This window comes from Streptomyces sp. NPDC042002 (genome assembly GCF_055588305.1).
Genome location: NZ_JBVJCT010000040.1, coordinates 43,116 through 62,214, shown reverse-complemented (window position 1 = coordinate 62,214; position 19,099 = coordinate 43,116). Strand labels below are relative to the sequence as shown.

The 19,099-nt window shown below is 70.2% G+C and carries 16 protein-coding genes and 1 pseudogene; 13 read left to right on the top strand and 4 right to left on the bottom strand.

Annotation, left to right across the window (positions count from 1 at the left end):
* Positions 1–16: 16 nt before the first annotated feature.
* Entirely contained in the window at positions 17–1,354 is a 1,338-nt protein-coding gene (locus tag ACZ6KY_RS35705; protein ID WP_469314410.1) for a pyroglutamyl-peptidase I, read from the top strand.
* Between the two features lie 48 nt (positions 1,355–1,402).
* Here ACZ6KY_RS35705 and ACZ6KY_RS35700 read toward each other — a convergent pair whose 3' ends face one another.
* Together ACZ6KY_RS35700 and ACZ6KY_RS35695 are read right to left on the bottom strand one after the other, a co-directional pair.
* Positions 1,403–2,224 carry an EI24 domain-containing protein gene (locus ACZ6KY_RS35700; RefSeq protein ID WP_469314409.1) on the bottom strand — a complete coding sequence of 274 codons (822 nt, stop codon included), beginning with the start codon at positions 2,222–2,224 and terminating at the stop codon, positions 1,403–1,405.
* Between the two features lie 119 nt (positions 2,225–2,343).
* Positions 2,344–3,207 carry a hypothetical protein gene (locus tag ACZ6KY_RS35695; RefSeq protein WP_469314408.1) on the bottom strand — a complete coding sequence of 288 codons (864 nt, stop codon included), beginning with the start codon at positions 3,205–3,207 and terminating at the stop codon, positions 2,344–2,346.
* Between the two features lie 231 nt (positions 3,208–3,438).
* Here ACZ6KY_RS35695 and ACZ6KY_RS35690 point away from each other — a divergent pair.
* Positions 3,439–3,632, top strand: a pseudogene (locus tag ACZ6KY_RS35690) (hypothetical protein); the annotation flags it as partial.
* A gap of 73 nt (positions 3,633–3,705) precedes the next feature.
* Here the strand turns inward: ACZ6KY_RS35690 and ACZ6KY_RS35685 are convergent.
* A complete protein-coding gene (locus ACZ6KY_RS35685) occupies positions 3,706–4,728 on the bottom strand; it encodes an NADP-dependent oxidoreductase (RefSeq protein WP_469314407.1) in 1,023 nt (340 codons plus the stop codon).
* Between the two features lie 110 nt (positions 4,729–4,838).
* On the opposite strand from ACZ6KY_RS35685, the gene ACZ6KY_RS35680 reads away from it, so the two are divergent.
* On the top strand, positions 4,839–5,288 hold the full coding sequence (locus tag ACZ6KY_RS35680; RefSeq protein ID WP_469314406.1) for a MarR family winged helix-turn-helix transcriptional regulator: 450 nt from the start codon (positions 4,839–4,841) through the stop codon (positions 5,286–5,288).
* Between the two features lie 110 nt (positions 5,289–5,398).
* Entirely contained in the window at positions 5,399–6,109 is a 711-nt protein-coding gene (locus tag ACZ6KY_RS35675) for a hypothetical protein (RefSeq protein ID WP_469314405.1), read from the top strand.
* Positions 6,110–6,262: 153 nt separating this feature from the next.
* Here the strand turns inward: ACZ6KY_RS35675 and ACZ6KY_RS35670 are convergent, their stop codons facing one another.
* On the bottom strand, positions 6,263–7,024 hold the full coding sequence (locus ACZ6KY_RS35670; RefSeq protein ID WP_469314404.1) for an SCO2400 family protein: 762 nt from the start codon (positions 7,022–7,024) through the stop codon (positions 6,263–6,265).
* Positions 7,025–7,278: 254 nt separating this feature from the next.
* Between ACZ6KY_RS35670 and ACZ6KY_RS35665 the strand changes: the two genes are divergently transcribed.
* The 9 genes from ACZ6KY_RS35665 (at position 7,279) to ACZ6KY_RS35625 (ending at position 18,964) form a co-directional block, all read left to right on the top strand.
* Positions 7,279–8,436, top strand: coding sequence for a mandelate racemase/muconate lactonizing enzyme family protein (locus ACZ6KY_RS35665; RefSeq protein ID WP_469314403.1), 1,158 nt, complete (start codon positions 7,279–7,281; stop codon positions 8,434–8,436).
* On the top strand, positions 8,433–9,437 hold the full coding sequence (locus tag ACZ6KY_RS35660; RefSeq protein WP_469314402.1) for a zinc-dependent alcohol dehydrogenase: 1,005 nt from the start codon (positions 8,433–8,435) through the stop codon (positions 9,435–9,437). The genes ACZ6KY_RS35665 and ACZ6KY_RS35660 overlap by 4 nt, the downstream gene beginning before the upstream one ends.
* Before the next feature lie 117 nt (positions 9,438–9,554).
* A complete protein-coding gene (locus ACZ6KY_RS35655) occupies positions 9,555–10,523 on the top strand; it encodes a hypothetical protein (protein ID WP_469314401.1) in 969 nt (322 codons plus the stop codon).
* 139 nt (positions 10,524–10,662) lie between these two features.
* The gene (chvE, locus tag ACZ6KY_RS35650; protein WP_469314400.1) at positions 10,663–11,778 is read left to right on the top strand and encodes a multiple monosaccharide ABC transporter substrate-binding protein; all 1,116 of its coding nucleotides are present in this window, start codon (positions 10,663–10,665) and stop codon (positions 11,776–11,778) included.
* 32 nt (positions 11,779–11,810) lie between these two features.
* A complete protein-coding gene (gene mmsA / locus ACZ6KY_RS35645; protein ID WP_469314399.1) occupies positions 11,811–13,361 on the top strand; it encodes a multiple monosaccharide ABC transporter ATP-binding protein in 1,551 nt (516 codons plus the stop codon).
* Positions 13,358–14,602: a multiple monosaccharide ABC transporter permease gene (gene mmsB / locus ACZ6KY_RS35640; protein ID WP_469314398.1), complete on the top strand. Its 1,245-nt coding sequence runs from the start codon at positions 13,358–13,360 to the stop codon at positions 14,600–14,602. Before mmsA ends, mmsB begins: the two co-directional genes overlap by 4 nt.
* 51 nt (positions 14,603–14,653) lie before the next feature.
* Positions 14,654–15,799, top strand: coding sequence for an aldose epimerase family protein (locus ACZ6KY_RS35635; RefSeq protein WP_469314397.1), 1,146 nt, complete (start codon positions 14,654–14,656; stop codon positions 15,797–15,799).
* 262 nt (positions 15,800–16,061) lie between these two features.
* The gene (locus tag ACZ6KY_RS35630) at positions 16,062–17,756 is read left to right on the top strand and encodes a pyridoxal phosphate-dependent aminotransferase (protein ID WP_469314396.1); all 1,695 of its coding nucleotides are present in this window, start codon (positions 16,062–16,064) and stop codon (positions 17,754–17,756) included.
* Positions 17,757–18,175: 419 nt separating this feature from the next.
* Positions 18,176–18,964, top strand: a complete 789-nt coding sequence (locus ACZ6KY_RS35625; RefSeq protein WP_469314395.1) for an intradiol ring-cleavage dioxygenase — start codon at positions 18,176–18,178, stop codon at positions 18,962–18,964.
* The last annotated feature ends 135 nt before the right edge of the window (positions 18,965–19,099 follow it).

The window sequence follows — 19,099 nt, the reverse complement described above, 5'->3', positions numbered from 1 at the left end:
GAAGGCCCGAACTCCCTTGACCCAGTTACGTGTTCGGATCGGCATCCTCGGACTGGCGCTGCTGGCCGGACTCGCCGTGACGCCCGCCGCGACGGCGACGACGGCCGGGACGACCCCCACGGCCGGAACCCCCACGGCCGAGGAGCGCCGGCTCGACGGGGCGGCGCCCCGGGAGATCCTGCGACGCTCCGGATTCGACACCGTGGCACCGGAGTTCGTCCGGGCGCTGGGCCGGGCCGCTTCGTACGCGCAGGCCGAGCGGATCGTGGCGCGGGAGGGTGCCCGGCTGTGGCGGCGGGCGGTCGACCGGGCACAGGGCCGGGGCCCGGCGGGCGGGGACCTGAGCCGGGACGACGACCGGCCGCTGTACTGGGCTCGGCTCAGCCTGACGCGCGAAGTACGGGGGTGGGACCCCGGGTTCGGACTGACCGGGACCCAACGCGGCTTCCTGCTGGACGACTTGGAGCGGAGTTCGCGCGGTCAGGACTCCGTGCGTTACCCGCCGCGGACGGGACCCCACCGCGGGGTGAAGCGCGTCCTGGTCACCGGGTTCGACCCGTTCACGCTCGACCGTGACATCCGGATCTCCAACCCGTCCGGGGCGACCGCGCTCGCTCTCGACGGCACGACGATCAGGACGGCGGACGGTCCGGCACGGGTGGAGACCGTCGTCTTCCCGGTCCGCTGGCAGGACTTCACCGGGGGCACCTCACCGGGGTCCGGCTCCGGGGAGGGGACGGTGGAGCGGACCCTGCGGCCGTACCTCCCGCGGGTGGACCTGTTCACGACGGTCAGCCAGGGCCGCGTCGGCCGGTTCGACGTGGAGCGGACCAACGGGGCCTGGCGGGGCGGCTTCCCGGACAACGACGACGTCTCGGTGACCGGGACCGTCCCGGTGACCGATCCGGCCTCACAGCCCCAGTGGACGACGACGACCCTCCCGTACACGGAGATCGTCGCCGCGAACACGGGCCGCTTCCCGGTGTACGACCACACCTCGGTGACGGAGATCCCGGCGGGCGGGACCGATCCCGTCGTACGCCCCGACGGGCCGACCCCGGGATCACAGGCCCGCGCGGGCGGCGGCGGGGACTATCTGTCGAACGAGATCGCCTACCGGGCGACGCTGCTGCGGGACCGTCTCGGCCTGGGCGCGAGCCTGCCCGGCGGTCATGTCCACACGCCTGTCCTGGAGTTCGGCGCGGACAACACGGACCCGGCGACCGGGACGGTGACGGACCCCGAGTTCGTGCGCAACCGGCTCGACATCATCGCGCAGATGCGGGCGATCCTGACGGTGGCCGTGGACGCGACCGCCCCGGCCGTCAGCGGGACGAAGCGAACGCGGGGGTGACGCCGATCCCGGCCGGCACCGTGATGACGGCGACGGCGGGTGTCCCGGTCACGAGGGGGCGCCCTGCTCCTCGGACCACGTGTCGGACGCCCCTTCGGGGTCCTCGTCGGCGTCGCCCTCGCTGATCTCCTCGCCGAGCAGGTCCCGGGCCATCAGGGTGGCGCCCGCGACGGCGCCCGGCATCAGGAAGACGGCGACGAAGGGAACGAGGAAGGCGAGGCCCAGCGGGGTGCCGAACCCCCAGACCAGTGTCTTGCGGGAGCGGAGCAGGGCGAGGCGCGCCCGGAGGTCGACGCGGCGGCGCTGCAGGGCGACGGCGACGAGTTCCTCGGTGAGGAAGAAGCCGGTGACGAAGAAGCCGAGCACCGGGACGACGGTCTGGCCGATGAGCGGGACGAAGCCGAGCGCGAAGAGGAGGACACCCCAGACGAGGGCCCGCACGAGGATACGGAGGCTGTCGCGCGCGGAGATCCACAGTTCGCGCCAGAGCGGCAGCCCCGACTCGGGGGCCGTGCCGTCCGGGGAGACGTCGCGGTCGACCTTCTCCGAGAGGTTCTCGTAGAAGGGCTGGCCTATGAGCAGGGTGACCGCGGTGAAGGTGAGGACGGCGAGCAGGAGGGCGAGGGCGAAGAGCACGGCGGTGAGGAAGCCGCGGAAAAGGCCTGACCAGGTGCCGGCCCAGCCGTCCGCGAACGGCGTCGCCCAGGTGACGAAGCCCTCCCCGTACACGCCGAGGGCGACGAGAGCCGCCGCGTAGAGCACGAGCGTGATCAGTCCCGGCAGCAGCCCGAACCCGTAGCTCTTCCCGTGCCGGACCACCCACCGCTGGCCGCGCAGCAGATAGCCGAAACCCACCCCAAGATCGCGCATGGGCCAACTTTATCGGGGTGCCGGGCCGGACCCCAGTGCGTGGCGGTCACGGCTTCGGCACCGAGCGGTGGCGAAGCCTTCCGCACCGGACGGCGGTGACCGCTCACCGGAGGGTGGCGCTACGCGACCGTCACGGCGACCACCACCCCCTGGTCCGCCGCGGGCGCCATCGCGGCCGAGAAACGGACCGCGGCGGCGCGGGCGGCCCGGCCGGCCCGGTGGGCGGAGCCCATCATCACCGGCTGGAGCTGTTCGAGGCCCGCGACAAGGAGTTCCTCGCTCGCGACGAGCAGCGGGCGCGCCGCCGTCACGGCGGAGGCCGCCGCTTCCGTGAGGTCGGCGAGCGGCGGAAGTCCGGCCCGGACGACTCCGGCCCCCGCGGCGGCCACCCGCTCGGCCAGGACCACCTGGAGGGGCGGCAGCGGAGCCAGTGCTGCCGTCAACGCGTCCGCTACGCGCCGCAGTTCGGGCGAGGAGTCGCGCAGCACGTCCGCCGCGGCCCGGATCACCGGAGTGAGCGCGAGCAGGGCCCCCGCCGCGACGCCGGCCGCCGCGGGCAGCAGCGGCGACGTGGCCTCGATCAGCTCGCCCAGCACGACGACGGCTTCCTGAACGGCGGGTTCCACCGCGTCGAGGACGGGCAGCAGACTGTCGCCGATCGCGGCGAGCAGCGCCTGCGCGGGTTCGCTCACGGGGTGCGCGGCGAGCGGCGCCCCGCTGGCGCCGAGCCGGGTCAGGGTGTCGACGATCTTGTAGAACGCCTCCTGCGCCTGCGGGGAGGCGCTCGCCGCGGCCAGTTCGGCCGTCGTCTCGCGCAGGACGCGCAGCGCCTCCATCCCGGAGCCGTCCCGGGGGTCGAGGGTGTTGACGGCGATCCTGGTGATGTTCCCCGCCGTGTCGAGGAGCTGGCCGGTGATGTCGGTCGTGCCGCGCACCAGGCGCAGCACGTCCTTCCTGCTGGGAAGCGACGGAATCGGGGACATGGGCTCTCCTCGCCGCACGCGTCGCCGCCGGGACCTGTCCGGCGGATCGGGCCGGGTGCCGCAGTCAGCATGCCCGCTCAGGACCCCCGGTGATGCGCCGTCCGGGGCATCCATGACGGCCGTCGGGACGGACCGGGGGCCGTTGCGGCGGGAAGGCGCCCTTGTTGCGCGAGAGTCGAACAGATACACCTCGCCGTACCGCCCGGACCGGCCCCGGGAAGCCGTCGGCGCGCGACCGGCGATCCGCTGCTCTGCGGGCACTGGCGGCCGTTGGGCGACGGCTCAGGGGGCCGACGGCGGCCGACGGCCGAGCGTCGGTGGTGTCCGGGCCGCAGGCCGTGCTGTTCGGCACCGAACCGCTCTTCCGCGACCATCCGAAGGGAGAGTTCCCGCGGGTGGCGAGGGCGCTGCTGACGGTGTCCTGAGCCTTTGGAGAGTCCTTGGAGGGAACAGACGGAGGCCGCACCCACGTCCCCGGGTGCGGCCTCGGTCGTACGGTCAGAGCTTGACGATCATCTTTCCGATGTTGTCGCCGCGCAGGACGCCGAAGAACGCCTCCACGTTGTTCTCGATGCCTTCCACGACCGTCTCGGCGTACTTCAGCTCACCGGAGCGGACCCAGGCGCCGACCTCCTGGACGAACTCCTGCTGGAGGTCGTAGTTGTCGCCGACGAGGAAGCCCTGGATGCGGCCGCGGGTCTGGATCAGCCGGGCCAGGTTCCTGGGGCCGGGGACGGGCTCGGTGCTGTTGTAGACGGAGATCATGCCGCAGACCGCGATGCGGCCGTCCCGGTTCAGCGAGCCGATGGCCGCCTCCAGGTGGTCACCGCCCACGTTGTCGAAGTAGACGTCGACGCCGTCGGGGGCGGCCTCGCGCAGCTGCTGGGAGACCGGGCCGTTCTTGTAGTTGAAGGCGGCGTCGAAGCCGTACTCCTCGACGAGCAGCTTGACCTTCTCGTCGGACCCGGCGGAGCCGATGACGCGCGAGGCGCCCTTGAGCCGGGCGATCTGGCCGACCTGGCTGCCGACGGCACCGGCGGCGCCGGACACGAAGACGGAGTCGCCCTCCTTGAAGGAGGCGGTGCGCAGGAGTCCGGCGTACGCGGTGAGGCCCGTCATGCCGAGGACGCCGAGGTACGTCGACAGCGGCGCGGCCTCCGGGTCCACCTTGACAGCCTGCTTGGCGTCCACGATCGCGTACTCGCGCCAGCCGAAGAAGTGCAGCACGTGGTCGCCGACCTCGATGCCCTCGGCGTTCGAGGCGATGACCTCGCCGACCGCGCCGCCCTGCATGACCTTGCCGAGCTCGAAGGGGGCGACGTAGGACTTGGCGGCGCTCATACGGCCCCGCATGTACGGGTCGACGGATACGTAGGCGTTCCGCACCAGGACCTCGCCCGGACCCGGCTGCCGGACCTCGGCCTCGACCAGGGCGAAGTCCGCGGGCTCGGGCCAGCCGACCGGACGGCTGACCAGGTGCCATTCGCGGCCGACGGAGGGGAGCTGGGGGGTCTCGGACATGAGGTTGCGCCTTTCACTGTGACCGGCGAGCGGCTCTAATACTTCAGTACCTGAAACAACCATGCGCCTGAATATTTCATGATGTCAAGTAACGCGGTACGCTCACGGGCATGGCCACCCACAAGAGACCACGGATCGACCCCTTGACCATGGAGGTCGTCGAGCTGATCGGCACGGTCGTGGCCCGCTACCACGAGGAGTACGAGGACGCGGCCGCCGAGCACGCCCTGACCGGCGCGCAGGCGCGGCTGCTGAGCCTGCTGTCGCTGGAGCCGCTGCCGATGCGCCGCCTCGCGCAGAAGCTGAAGTGCGAGCCGTCGAACGTCACGGGGATCGTGGACCGGCTGGAGACGCGGGGGCTGGTGGAGCGGCGCCCCGACCCGGCGGACCGCCGGGTGAAACTGGCCGCGGCGACGGCCGAGGGCCGCAGGATCGCCGGCGGGCTGCGCGACTCGCTGAACTTCGCCCGCGAGCCCCTGGCGGAACTCTCGGACCGGGAACGGCTGGCCCTGCGCGACCTGCTGCGCCGCATGCTGGGCGCGGACGCCGACAGCGGCTGAGCCGCGTGGTCCGCCCAGGCGTCAACTCCCGTCCACCGCCGACCAATTCGCCGACATGATCACTCGGATAGTGTGATCGCCGAACTGGGACCAGGGACTTCAAACGGGGGATGATCCGCTTGGGCGCCATTCTGTTCAACCTGACGACCGCGGCACTGCTGGTGTTGATGTTCAAGAGCGGTGTGCTCCTGATCGGTGAGGGTGCGGTCCGCGAACGGCCGGTCCCCTATGGCGCGGTCGCGCTCACCGCCTTGGCCGTCGGCGCGGTGGTGCTCCAGCTGAGCTGGTCGGGGGCGATGAACGCCCTGGACGGCGACCCGCGGAAGTCCGGCTGGTGGCGTGTGGTGACCTCGGTGTTCATGCAGAACGGCGGGGTGTCCGGGACCGCCTGGAACATCGCCACCCTCGCGGTGATCGCCGCGCTGGCACAGTGGTTCTGGGGCGGGCCGCTGATGCTGGCGCTGTTCGCCGCCGGCATCCTGTTGCCGCAGCGGATCGACGCGCTCTTCGGCGAGACCTCCCACAGCACCGACCCGCGCAATTTCGCCGGAAGTTCCGGCGCGACGTACTTCCTGGGCGCGACCCTCGCGGCGGGCCTTGCGCTGTCCGGCGCCGACACGAGGCAGCGGCTGCTGGCGGTGAGTGTGCCCGCGGCCGGGCTCGCGATGTGGCTGGCCCAGGACAACGGGCACGGCCTTGTGGCCTGCTACGGATTCGTCCTCGGTATGGCTGTCCTGCCACTGGCCCGCCGGTTGCCGCGCGGGGTTCCGCCGACGGCGGCCGTGCCGGCAGGCGGGCTCTTCGGCGCCGAAGAGCGGTAGACCTCCGCTCCGCCGACCGTCCTTGGGCCCACCGGTGACCAGGGAAGAACCAGAAGTCCGGCCGGAGCACCGGAGCGGGTCCCCTTTCCTGGACTGCCCACAAGTGCCTGGTCGGAGCTCAAGGTCCCCGATGCGGCCTGGACCCGTCCGGGCCTATGCGCACCACCACAAGAAGCGGTTGCACCCGCCCGAGGACGAGGGGGTCGGGGTGGGTGCCGGCTGCGTGGGCGCCGCGGTGGCGGGGGCCGATGTCCGGGGGGCGGAGGAGGCGGTCGCCGGGGCCGAGGCGGACCGGACCGGACGGGTACCGGCGGTGGCCGGCCCACCGCTCCCGGCGCTCTTCTCGCTCGTCGCCGTGGGAGACGCGGAGGCGGACGCGGAGGCGGACCGGGAGGGCGACGACGAGGCGCCGGGCTTACGGGTGGCCGAGGCGGAGCCGGACGGGGAGCTCTTCGGGTGCGCGGACGCCGCCGAGGAGGCCGAGCCGTCCGGCGACTCACCTCCGGCCGCGGCGGGGCTCGGGCCCAGTCCGGGTGCGTCGACGCCGAGTTCGGCGAGACTCAGGCCGCCGGCCGCGAGAACGAAGCCCACGGCGATGAACAGGGTGCGGCGCCGCCGGCGGCGGTGCGCGGCGGCCTTGCGGTCACGTCGGCTGGTGCCGGCCGGGGCGTCCGGACCCTGCGGGCCGCTCGGACTCCCGGCATCCCGGCCATGCCCCCCGCGCCGCCGCGCGGCCCGCCCGGAGCCCTCCTCGGCGTCGCCGTCGTGGCCGTGGTACGCGTCGGCGCCGGCGCCCGGTTCCGGGCGCGCGTCGGCCTCCTCAGCGTCCGCGCCGAGTTCGTCGACCGGGGTGCCGCACCCGGGACAGGCGAGGGCGCCGTTGAGGTGCCTTCGGCACACGTGGCAGTAGTCCATGACGCGGGAAGACTAGGGTCACCGCCGGTAACATGCCTAGGTGCAGTTGTGAAGGTTCTGTGCGGAATCCAGTATTCCGGTCCGCCGGACCCAGACACCCCCGAACATTCCCCGCCATCCTGACGCCCACCGCGTCGAAACCGTTATGCGCGCGCCCCATTGACACCTCCCCGGCCGCGTCCTTACTGTCACGCCAGCATTTCGAACGTGTGACGAAATTTCGAACAGAGCTCAAGCAGCAGGGGGCATCAGCCGTGCGCATCACGGGAATCACCACACACGTGGTCGGGACACCCTGGCGGAACCTGACCTACGTCCAGGTGCACACCGACGAGGGCATCACCGGAGTCGGCGAGACCCGCATGCTGGGCCACACCGACGCGCTGATCGGCTATCTGCACGAGGCGCGGGCCAACCATATTCTCGGTTCCGACCCGTTCGCCGTCGAGGACCTGGTCCGCCGGATGAAGTACGGCGACTACGGGCGGGCCGGCGAGATCGTGATGTCCGGCATCGCGGTCATCGAGATGGCGTGCTGGGACATCAAGGGCAAGGCGCTCGGGGTGCCGGTCTGGCAGCTCCTCGGCGGCAAGGTCACCGACAGGGTCAAGGCGTACGCCAACGGCTGGTACACCACCGAACGGACCCCGGAGGCCTACCACAAGGCCGCCCAGGAGGTCGTCGCGCGGGGCTACAAGGCCCTCAAGATCGACCCCTTCGGCACCGGCCACTTCGAGCTCGACCACGCGGCCACGCTCTACTCGGTGTCGCTCATCGAGGCGGTGCGCGACGCGATCGGGCCCGAGACCGAGCTGATGCTGGAGATGCACGGCCGCTTCTCGCCGTCCACCGCCGTCCGGCTCGCCCACGAACTCGCGCCCTTCAAGCCCGCGTGGCTGGAGGAGCCGGTGCCGCCGGAGAACCTCAAGGCGCTGGAGAAGGTGGCCGCCAAGGTCGACATCCCCCTCGCCACGGGTGAACGCATCCACGACCGCGTCGAGTTCCGCGAGCTCTTCGAGAGCCAGGCGGTCGACATCATCCAGCCCGACGTCGGCCACATCGGCGGCATCTGGGAGACCCGGAAGCTCGCCGCCACCGCCGAGGCGCACTACGTCCTGGTCGCGCCGCACAACGTCGGCGGCCCGGTGCTGACCGCCGCCTCCCTCCAGGTCGGCTTCACCTCGCCGAACTTCAAGATCCTTGAGCACTTCAACGACTTCGCGGACGCGGAGATCAAGAAGGTCGTCAAGGGCGCCCCGCAGGTCGTCGACGGCTACTTCGAGCTGTCCCACGAGCCCGGTCTGGGCGTGGAGCTGGACGTCGACGCGGCGGCCGAGTTCCCGCAGCAGCAGGCCCGGTTCGACCTGTGGGCCGACGGCTGGGAGCAGCGCAAGCCCAAGGGGGCGAAGTGAGCACAGCGGTCGTCATCGAGGGTCCGGGCGAGCACCGGCTGACCCCGCACGAGCCGGTTCGGCCGTCGGCGGGCGAGGCGCTCGTCCGGGTGCACGCGGTCGGCATCTGCGGCAGCGACCGCGAGGTCTACCAGGGCAACCGGCCCGAGGGATACGTCCGCTACCCCCTGACCCCGGGTCACGAGTGGTCCGGGACCGTCGAGGAGGTCGGCGCCGGTGTCCCCGGGGCGCTGGTCGGCCGCAAGGTCGTCGGTGAGGGCTTCCGCAACTGCCAGGTCTGCGACCGTTGCCACGCGGGCGAGACAACGTTGTGCACGGCCGGGTACGAGGAGACCGGCTTCACCCAGCCGGGCGCGATGGCGGGCACGCTGACGCTGCCGGCGCGGCTGCTCCACGTCCTGCCCGACGACGCCGATCTGACCGCCGCCGCCCTGCTCGAACCTGCGGCCTGCGTCGCGGCCGCCGCGCTCAAGGCGAACGCGCGGCCCGGTGAGCGCGTGGCGGTGGTGGGCACCGGGACGCTCGGGATGTTCGCCGTGCAGTTCCTGAAGGCGGGTTCGCCGGCCGAGCTGCTCGTGGTGGGCACCCGCCCGGACCGGGCCGCGCTGTCGAAGGACTTCGGCGCCACCGACTTCCGCACCAGGGACCAGGAACTGCCCGACGACTTCGATGTGGTCATCGAGACCGCCGGGTCCGCGTCCGCCGCGCGCACCGCCGCCTCCCTGCTGCGGCGCGGCGGGCGCCTGGTCCTCACGGGGATCCCGGCGCCGGGTGCCGAGGGACTCGACCCGACCGATCTCGTCGTACGGCAGCTGGAGGTGCACACCGTGTTCGGGGCGCCGCCGGAGGCCTGGGCGCACACGGTGCGGGTGTTCGGCGCCGGTCTGCTGAATCCCTCGCCACTGGTGACGCACGAGCTGCCGCTCGCCGCGTTCCCGGAGGCCATCGAGCTGGTGGGGTCCGGTGATCCCAAGGTCGGCAAGGTCCTGCTGAAGCCCTGACCACCCGAGCCGTACGCCGGTACGGGGTTCCTGACGGCTCCGTACCGGCGTACACCAGGCCTCCGCACACCCCCAGCCGCGAACTCTGCCCGAAATATCGAACATGAAGGACTGCTCGTGACCGACGCCTCCCCTACGGCGGCCCGTCGACCCGGTGAGAGCGCGCTCGCCGCGCTCGGCCTGGGCGCGCCCGCCCTCTCCCCCGCCGACGCCTCGCCGCACACCTTCCCGGGAGGCGGTCGCTGGCGCACCGAGGTTCCCTCCGTGGAGGGGCCCGAGGCGCTCGCCGTGGTCCTCAAGGAGTCCTCGCGGCTCGATGTGCCGATCCACCGGATCAGCCAGGGCAGCGGTGTCTGGATGCTGACCGACGCCGAGATCACCGAGATGGTCGAGGCCACCGGTGAACGCGACATCGAGCTCTGCCTGTTCACCGGTCCGCGCGGCATCTGGGACATCGGGGCCTCGGCCCGTACCGACTCGCGCGGCGGCGGGCTGCGTGCCCGCGGCCACGACGCGGTGGCCGGCTGCGTCGAGGACGCCGTCCGGGCGACGGAGCTGGGCGTCAAGTGCCTGCTCGTCGCCGACGAGGGCGTGCTGTGGACGCTGCACCGGGCCCGGGTCGCCGGGATCATCCCGGCCGACACCACGTTCAAGGTCTCGGCGCTGATCGGTCCGGTCAACCCGGCCTCGTACGCCGTGTACGAGAACCTCGGCGCCGACTCGCTGAACGTGCCGAGCGATCTGACGCTCGATCACCTCACCGAGATCCGGCGGGTCTCCGCCGCCCCCATGGACATGTACATCGAGGCCCCCGACGATCTCGGCGGCTACATACGGATGTACGAGGTCGCCGAGCTGATCCGGCGCGGCGCACCGCTGTATCTGAAGTTCGGGCTGTCCAAGACCCCCGGCATCTACCCGTACGGACACCATCTGCGGGACCTGACCCTGAGCACGGCCAGGGAAAGGGTGCGGCGCGGCCGTCTCGCCCTTGACCTGCTGGCTCGGCACGGAGCGGGCGACGACATGGCGCCGCTCGGCACCCGGCTGCCCGGCACGCTCACACGGTTCGACACTCCCTCATAACGTTCGCACAAACCCCCTTCACACAAGCAGACACAGTCGCGCACAATCCAACACACCTTCTCGGCCTCATCCGTAACGCTCCCGGAACATTCCAGTTCCGTGAGACTCAGCCCGGTCCAAGACATCAAGGATGATGATCATGCGTAACCGCAGAGCCGCCCTCACCGCCATAGCCGGAGCTGCCTCCCTCGCGCTCGCCCTGACCGCCTGCGGCCAGAGCGGCAATGGAGGCAGCAAGGACGAGGCGACCGGCAGCAGCAAGGGCGGGACCATCGGCATCGCGATGCCGACCAAGTCCTCCGAGCGCTGGATCGCCGACGGCAACAACGTCGTGAAGAACCTGGAGTCCAAGGGCTACAAGACCAAGCTGGTCTACGGCGAGGACGACCCCCAGCAGCAGGTCTCGCAGATCGAGAACCTGATCACGCAGAACGTCAAGGCGCTGATCGTCGCGGCCATCGACAACAAGTCCCTGGACAACGTGCTCCAGGAGGCCGCGGACGCCCACATCCCGGTCATCGCCTACGACCGTCTGATCCTCGGCACGAAGAACGTCGACTACTACGCGTCCTTCGACAACTCGAAGGTCGGCGAGCTCCAGGGCAACTACATCCTCCAGAAGCTCGGTCTCGCGGACGGCTCCAAGAAGGGCCCGTTCAACATCGAGCTCTTCGCCGGCTCGAACGACGACAACAACACGAAGTACTTCTTCGGCGGCGCGATGAAGGTGCTCCAGCCCTACATCGACAAGAAGCAGCTCGTCGTCCAGTCCGGCCAGACCGCGCTCAACCAGGTCACCACCCTGCGCTGGGACGGGGCCACCGCCCAGAAGCGCATGGACGACATCCTCACCAAGTCGTACGCCAGCAAGAAGGTCGACGCGGTCCTCTCGCCGTACGACGGCATCTCCATCGGCATCCTGTCGGCGCTGAAGTCGGACGACTACGGCTCCAAGAGCAAGCCGCTGCCGGTCCTCACGGGTCAGGACGCCGAGCTGGCGTCGGTGAAGTCGATCATCGCGGGCGAGCAGACACAGACCGTATACAAGGACACCCGCGAGCTGGCCAAGATCGCCTCGACCATGGTCGACGACGCCCTCAAGGGCAAGAAGCCGCAGACCAACGACACCAAGACGTACGACAACGGCGCGAAGGTCGTCCCCGCCTACCTCCTCCAGCCGGTGAGCGTCGACAAGTCCAACTACCAGTCGGTCCTGGTCGACGGCGGCTACTACACGGCGGACCAGCTCAAGTAAGCGTCGAACCTTACGGATTGGAAGGCACGACCATGGCGGGACCCGTCCTGGAAATGCGCTCGATCGTCAAGACCTTTCCCGGCGTCAAGGCGCTGTCGGACGTCACTCTGACCGTCCAACAGGGCGAGGTCCACGCCATATGCGGTGAGAACGGCGCCGGCAAGTCCACCTTGATGAAGGTGCTCTCCGGCGTCCACCCCCACGGCAGTTACGAGGGTGAGATCCTCTTCGAGGGAGAGGTCTGCGGCTTCAAGGACATCCGGGCGAGCGAGCACCACGGCATCGTCATCATCCACCAGGAACTGGCGCTGTCGCCCTACCTCTCCCTCGCGGAGAACATCTTCCTCGGCAACGAGCACGCCAAGCGCGGGTTCATCGACTGGAACCTGACCCTGCGGCGCGCCACCGAGCTGCTGCGCCGGGTCGGTCTGAACGATCACCCCGAGACCCGCGTCGCCGACATCGGCGTGGGCAAGCAGCAGCTCGTGGAGATAGCCAAGGCGCTCTCGAAGAAGGTGAAGCTGCTCATCCTCGACGAGCCGACCGCGGCGCTCAACGACGAGGACAGCGAGAAGCTCCTGGACCTGATCCTGGAGCTGAAGAAGCAGGGCATCACCTCGATCATCATCTCCCACAAGCTCAACGAGATCCGCAAGGTCGCCGACTCGGTGACGATCCTGCGGGACGGCCAGACCATCGAGACCCTCGACGTGAAGGCGCCGGAGACGACCGAGGACCGGATCATCAGCGGAATGGTCGGCCGGGACCTCGACCACCGCTTCCCCGAACGCACCCCGCACCACCCGGAGGAGGGTGCGGCCCCGGCGCTGGAGATCCGCGACTGGACCGTGCACCATCCGGTCGACCAGCAGCGCAAGGTGGCCGACGGCGTGTCGCTCCACGTGCGGCGCGGGGAGATCGTCGGTATCGCGGGCCTCATGGGCGCCGGCCGTACCGAACTCGCGATGAGCGTCTTCGGACGGTCGTACGGCCGGTACGCGGGCGGCACGGTCCTCAAGGACGGCAAGGAGATCCGTACCAAGACCGTCGCGGAGGCGGTCGGCCACGGCATCGCGTACGTCACCGAGGACCGTAAGCACTACGGGCTCAACCTCATCGACACGATCAACCGCAACATCTCGTTGTCCGCTCTGGACAAGGTGGCCAGGCGAGGGATCGTCGACGAGCACGAGGAGCGGCAGGTCGCCGAGCGCTACCGCACGTCGATGAACATCAAGGCGCCGACCGTCTTCGAGCCGGTGGGCAAGCTGTCCGGCGGCAACCAGCAGAAGGTCGTTCTCAGCAAGTGGATCTTCGCGGGTCCGGATGTGCTCATCCTGGACGAGCCGACCCGCGGCATCGACGTGGGCGCCAAGTTCGAGATCTACACGGTCATCGACAAACTGGCGGCCGAGGGCAAGGCGGTCGTCTTCATCTCCTCCGAGCTGCCCGAACTGCTCGGCATGTGCGACCGCATCTACACCATGGCCGCGGGGCGGCTGACCGGCGAGTTCTCGCGGGCCGAGGCCACGCAGGAAGTGCTGATGCGTCAGATGACGAAGGACAAAGAGGTAACGCGATGAGCACCGATGTGACCAACATCCCGGCCGAGGCTCCACCGGGCAAGGACGGGAGCGGCAACACCGGGGAGAACCTGCTGCGGGTGATGCTCGACGGCCTGCGCCAGAACATGCGCCAGTACGGCATGCTGCTCGCGCTCGGCCTGATCGTCGTCCTCTTCGCCGTCTGGACCGACGGAAGCCTGCTGCTGCCGCACAACGTCTCCAACCTGGTCCTGCAGAACAGCTACATCCTGATCCTCGCGATCGGCATGATGCTGGTGATCATCGCGGGCCACATCGACCTGTCGGTCGGCTCGGTGACGGCTTTCGTGGGCGCGTTCGCGGCTGTGCTGACGGTGCAGCACGGCGTGTCGTGGCCGGTCGCTCTGGTGCTGTGCCTGCTGGTGGGCGCAGTGGCGGGCTCGGTCCAGGGATTCATGATCGCCTATCTCGGCATACCCTCCTTCATCGTCACCCTCGCCGGGATGCTGATCTTCCGCGGTCTGACCGAGATCCTGCTCAAAGGGCAGACCCTCGGCCCGTTCCCGGGCGGTCTGCAGAAGATGGGTAACGGCTTCCTGCCGGAGGTCGGCCCGACCACCAACTATCACAACATCACGCTGCTGCTGGGCCTGATCGTGATCGTCTTCGTGGTCCTGCAGGAGGTCCGCGACCGCAGGCGCCAGCAGGAGTTCTCGCTGGACGTGCTGCCGGCCAAGCTGTTCGCGCTCAAGATGGTGGCGCTGGTCGCCGCGGTACTCACCGTCACGATGATGCTCGCCAGCTACAAGGGCGCGCCGATCGTGCTGCTGATCCTCGGCGCGCTGGTCGTCGGCTACGGCTACGTCATGCGCAACGCCGTCTTCGGCCGCCACATCTACGCGATCGGCGGCAACCTCCCGGCGGCGAAGCTGTCGGGCGTCAAGGACAAGAAGGTCACCTTCTATGTCTTCCTGAACATGGGCATGCTCGCGGCCCTGGCGGGTCTGGTGGTAGCCGCCCGCCTGAACGCGGCCTCTCCGAAGGCCGGTCTGAGCTTCGAACTGGAAGCCATCGCCTCGTCGTTCATCGGCGGCGCGTCCATGAGCGGCGGTGTCGGTACCGTCCTCGGCGCGATCATCGGCGGTCTGGTCCTCGGCGTGCTGAACAACGGTATGAACCTCCTCAGTGTCGGCTCCGACTGGCAACAGGTCATCAAGGGCCTGGCCCTGTTGGCGGCGGTCGGGTTCGACGTGTGGAACAAGCGCAAGTCCGGTTCGTAACTCAGTTGGGCCCCACCGAAAGGTGGGGCCCCTCCCTTTGCAGGAGCCGCAATGGAAACGAGCAGACGTACGGTCATCGCAGCAGCCGCGGCAGCGGGGTTAACCGCAGCCACCATCGGCACGGCGCACGCCTCGGGCGGCAGGAAGCCCGAGAAGGAGCTCTTCGGCAAGCTCGCCGACGGGACGAAGGTCCACCGCTGGTCGCTGGAGAACGGCGGCACGCGACTGAAGGTCATCTCCTACGGCGGCATCGTCCAGTCGCTGGAGATCCCCGACCGGCACGGCCGGTACGCCAACGTCTCCCTCGGGTACGACAACCTGGCGTCGTACGTCGCCGGGACGACGTTCTTCGGGGCGACGATCGGCCGCTACGGCAACCGCATCGCCAAGGGTCAGTTCACCCTCGACGGCAAGGCGTACCAGCTCTCCGTCAACGACGGTGTGAACAGCCTGCACGGGGGCGCCAAGGGCTTCAACACCAAGGTGTGGGACGTCGAGGGCTTCACCTCGGGCTCCGACGTCGGCCTGCGTCTGTACTACACCAGCGTCGACGGCGAGATGGGCTACCCGGGCACGCTGAAGGTGCGGGTGACGTACACCCTCACCGCGCACGGCGACTGGCGCATCGACTACCGGGCCACCACCGACAAGGCCACGGTCGTCAACCTCACCAACCACACGTACTACAACCTCGCCGGTGAGGGCAGCGGCGGCGTCTACGACCACGAGCTGCACCTGGCCGCTGGCCGCTTCACACCCACCGACTCGGGGCTGATCCCCACCGGTGAGCTGGCCAAGGTGGCGGGCACCCCCTTCGACTTCCGCACGGCCAAGCCGATCGGCCGGGACATCCGCGTCGGCCACCCGCAACTGGTCACCGCCAAGGGCTTCGACCACAACTGGGTCCTCGACAAGGGCGTCACCGCCGGGCCCGAGCACGTCGCGACCCTGCGCGACCCGAGGTCAGGCCGCACCCTGAAGATCGCGACGGACCAGCCGGGCGTGCAGTTCTACTCGGGCAACTTCCTGGACGGCACCCTGGTCGGCCCCTCCGGTCACACCTACCGGCAGGGCGACGGCATGTGCCTGGAGACCCAGCACTTCCCGGACTCCCCGAACCATCCGTCGTTCCCGTCGACGGTGCTGCGGCCGGGGCAGACCTACCGGACCTCCACGGTGCACTCGTTCAGCGCCTGACCGGACCTCACGGTGCATGCCTTCGGTTCGTGACCGAACTCCGCACGTACACGCGCTCGTTGCGTGACCGGCCCTCACAGGTGCAGGTGTCCGGTTCGTGACCGGACCTCACAGTCGGTTCACAAAATCCGCACGATTGCGCAGTGATTGAACAGCGCCACATCCGTATCCGTATGGAAGGGCGGCCCGTGCTCCCCCGCGCGGGCCACCCAAAGACGGAGGGCCCGTCCTCCCCAGCGGGCTCGCCCTATACGGAGGTTCCATGGCCGGCAATGTCACCTCGCTCTTTCGCGGCACCGCGGCGCACAGCCCGTCGATGGCCGCACTGACGCGGGAGGGCGACGGAGCCGGCCCGGTGGACTTCTGTATTCCCTGCAACCCGTACTTCCCGACGCCCGCGATGTTCGACGAACTCGCGGGCCGGTTGCGCGAGATCATCACCTACTACCCCAGCAGCGCCGACACGATCACCAGCGAGCTCTGCTCGCTGCTCCAACTTCCGCCGCAGTGTGTCGCGATGGGCAACGGTTCGACCGAACTCATCACATGGATCGATCACTTGCTGGTCCGTGAGTCCCTCGCGATCCCCGTCCCCACGTTCGGCCGCTGGACCGACCAGCCGATGGAGACCGGCAAGCGGGTCGACATGTTCCCGCTCCAGGAGTCCACCGGCTTCGCGCTCGACCTCGCCGCGTACGCCAAGTTCATCCGCACGCGCGGCACCAAGGTCGCCGTCATCTGCAACCCGAACAACCCCGACGGCGGCTTCCTGCCGCGCCAGTCGGTCATCCAGTTCATGGACGCGATGGCCGACCTGGACCTGATCGTCATCGACGAGTCGTTCCTGGAGTTCGCCGACGCCGAGTCCGAGCCCAGCGTGGTCGAGGACGCGGTGATGCGGCCCAACGTCATCGTGCTGCGCAGCCTCGGCAAGAACTTCGGCCTGCACGGCATCCGCTTCGGCTATCTCGTCGCCAACCCCGCCCTGGCCGGCAAGGTCCGCTCGATGCTGCCGAAGTGGAACCTCAACTCCTTCGCGGAGTCCGTGGTGTTCATGCTCAAGAACCACGGCGCCGAATACATGGAGAGCCTGCACATGGTCCGCCGGGACCGGCTCGACATGGCCCGCCAGCTCTCCGCGCTGCCCGGCCTGACGATCTACCCCTCGCAGGGCAACTTCCTGTTCGTACGCCTCCCCGTCGGCGCCGAGGGCACGGTGGTCCGGGACCGGCTGCTCACCGAGCACCGCATCCTGGTCCGCGAGTGCGGCAACAAGGTCGGTTCGTCCAGCCGCTTCCTGAGACTCGTGGTACGTCCGCAGACGGATGTACGCCGCTTGGTGGCCGGCCTGGAACAGGTGCTCTACGGGTCCAGGAAGGAAACCTCCGTACCCGAGCTGAGCAACGGGACCGGCTACAGCTCGGGTACGGCCATGGTGGACCGTCTCGTCGGAGCGACCAACGGAGCGGGCATGCAGGGGCTGGCCGCGCAGGCGAACGCCTGGCCCGGACAGCCCGCTCAGCCCCAGCAGGTGGGGGCGGCCGCCCCGCAGCCCAGTCTGCCGCCCGGTCCGCCCGCGCGGCCCGCCGCGGCGTCGCCCTACCCCGCCGCCCAGCAGCCCGTCGCGGCCCCGAACTACCCGGCCCCGCAGCAGCCCATGGCGGCCCCGGGCTACCCCGGTCCGCAGCCCACCAACTGGCCGGCCGCGGCCCAGGGCCCGGGTGCGATGCCGGCCCAGATGCCGCCCGCGGCGATGCCCGGGCCGGCCCAGCCTTCCGGTCTCCAGCCGGCCGCCCAGACGGGCATGCCCGGCATGGCGGGCGCCCCCTCCATGGGCGCGCAGGGCGGCCTGACGGCGGCCCAGGTCCGGGGCAGGACGCAGCCGGAACCACCGCCACCCCCGCCGGAAGGCGGCTGGGGAGCCGTGGGCGCGATGCTGTACAACCAGGCCGGATAACAGGCCACTCATACCGCCGGGCGGACCTCCGCGCGGCCGGCCACGGGCCGGCCTCCGGGACCCGCCCATGCCCGACGGCGCGGGCAGGGCAGAAGGACGCCCGCCCGACGCCGGAGGACCCCCGTGTCCGGCGCCGCGAACCCGGCGCCGGACACCACAGCGCGGTGCCCGCGGAACCGCGGCACTGACGCGTTCACTTTTCACCTGCCCCCCGCCGACCGTCACACCCCTGTGCGGTCGGAGACCGGCGCGTCCCCGCGCCGCGCCAGGTGGCGGCCCCCGGGCGGTCCCCCTCGCCGAATGCGAGGGCGTGCGCCGATCCGGGGGCCGGGCAAGGTGTCCAACAAGGAACTTGACGGGCTGTCACTTTGCGGAACTGACAGCTTGCCGACAGCATCCGCCCCTACGGTGCCGTGTCCATGACAGATTCCCCCTCGAAAGACATGTCAGAGGCGGCCCGGATCGGGCGCCGAACCGTACTGATCGCCACCGGCGTCACGGCCGCGGCACTGACCGTGGGAGCGGCCGCCCCCGCCGGATCCGCCCGCGTCACCGACGTGGCGGACGCGGCCCCCGCCGCGGCGCCGGCCGCTGTCTGCACCCTCACCAAGGAGATGACCGAGGGCCCCTACTACCTCGACGGACAGCTCGTCCGCGCCGACGTCACCGAAGGCAAGGCGGGCGCCCCGCTCAAGCTGGCGCTCACCGTCGTCGACGACTCCACCTGCGCGGCGCTCGGCAACGCCCTCGTCGAGATCTGGCACTGCGACGCGCTCGGCGAGTACTCCGGCTTCGTCGGCAACAACGGCCACAGCGAGGCGGACGACGGCACGTTCCTGCGCGGCGGCGTCCTGACGAACGCGTCCGGCGTCGCGAACCTCACCACGATCTACCCCGGCTGGTACCGGGGCCGCTGCGTGCACATCCACGTCAAGGTGCACACCGGCGTCACCCTCACCTCCGACGGCTCCTTCACCGGGGGCCAGGAACTCCACACCGGCCAGCTCTTCTTCAACGAGACGATCACCACGGCGATGGCCAAGGTGTCCCCGTACTCGACCAACAAGGTCACCCGCACCACCCTCGCCCAGGACTCCGTCTACGACGACGGAGGCGCCTCCTCCGGCCTCCTGACCCTGACGGCCCTCGGCAGCACCGCCTCCGCCGGCTACACCGGCACCCTGACGCTCGGCGTCGTGACGAGCTGACCCGCCCTTTCCCCCCACGGAGTCCGGGGGGGGGGGGGGGGGGGGGGGGGGGGGGGGGGGGGGGGCGGGGGGGGGGACACGAGTAGGAGAAGCACGGTTTTTGCGCGCCGCCCCCCCTCGCGGGTGTTCCTACCG